The sequence below is a fragment of the Photorhabdus heterorhabditis genome (assembly GCF_018448905.1).
Taxonomy (GTDB): Bacteria; Pseudomonadota; Gammaproteobacteria; order Enterobacterales; family Enterobacteriaceae; genus Photorhabdus; species Photorhabdus heterorhabditis.
In genome coordinates this window covers 1-1,056 of the sequence record NZ_RCWA01000144.1, presented here as the reverse complement: position 1 = coordinate 1,056, position 1,056 = coordinate 1, and the positions used below count along the sequence as shown (strand labels likewise).

The 1,056-nt window shown below is 59.1% G+C and carries 1 pseudogene; it reads right to left on the bottom strand.

The features are described from left to right. A pseudogene (locus tag EAE89_RS22990) lies at window positions 1–1,056 on the bottom strand (hemagglutinin repeat-containing protein); the annotation flags it as partial.

The following is a 1,056-nucleotide window of genomic DNA, read 5'->3' as shown; positions in this document are numbered from 1 at the left end:
GCTGGTCAGGGTGGTTTTGCCCTCTGCCGCGATTACCCCACCGGTGTTATTGATGTCGCCGGTGCGCAAAGTTAAGTGTCCGCCGCTTAACAACCGGCCACCTTTTTTGTCCGTCGTGGCAGCGTTGTCGAGCCAGTGACCGCGGGTATCAACGGCCATCTCGCCACCCGATTGTAACAGCCCCGCGGTGTTATCCAGTTCGCCGCTGTTTAAGGTCAGGGTGTCTTCGGCTATCACCTGTCCGGCGGTATTGGTGAAAGGATGGCCGGTGGTCTGGCTGTCAATGTTTTGCGCCAGCAACACCCCCTGCGCGTTATCCAACGCCTGACTGGAGGTGGTCAGGCGGGTTTTGGCTTCAAGATGACCGTGAGCGTTTTGAAGGGTTTTGTCAACGGTGAGGGTAGCGCTGTCCCCGGTGGCCACAATGTTCCCCTGACCATTATTCAGTTGGGATGCCCTGAGCTGGAGCGCGTGGCCCGCTTCCAGTCGGCCCGCCTGATTATCCAGCGTGTCTTTGACCGTCAGGGCCAGCGAACCTTTGTCGGCGGCCACGATGTGGCCGTGACGATTATCGACGGTCGTTGCTTTAAGGTTCAGGTTGCCGTTGCCCGCAAGGGTGCCGTGCTGGTTATCCAGTATCCGGGTGGTGAGGGACAGGGTATCTTTGCCCTGTTGTTGCATCACGCCGCCTTGATGGCTCAGGGTGTCGGCGTTGAGGGTTATCTGCCCGGCCTGAGTCTCGGCCTGGTTGAGTTGCAGTTCACCGGCCTGTATCGTCAGGGCACCATTGGTCAGTAGTTTGCCCTTATCTCCCCGCCACCGTTGGGTGTTGAGCGATAATCGCCCCTGACCGGCCAGTTGCACCGTCCCCTGGGTGTTATCGGCCTGATGCGCGGTGAGATGCAGGTCCTCGCCCTGACTGGCAATCGTGCCCTGACGGTTATTAAGCCGGTCAGTGGTGAGGGTCAATGTCCCCTGATTGAACACGGTCCCCTCCTGGTTATTCAGGGTGCGGGTATGGAGCGTCAGTTCACCGCTGCCGGTCTGGTTAATTTT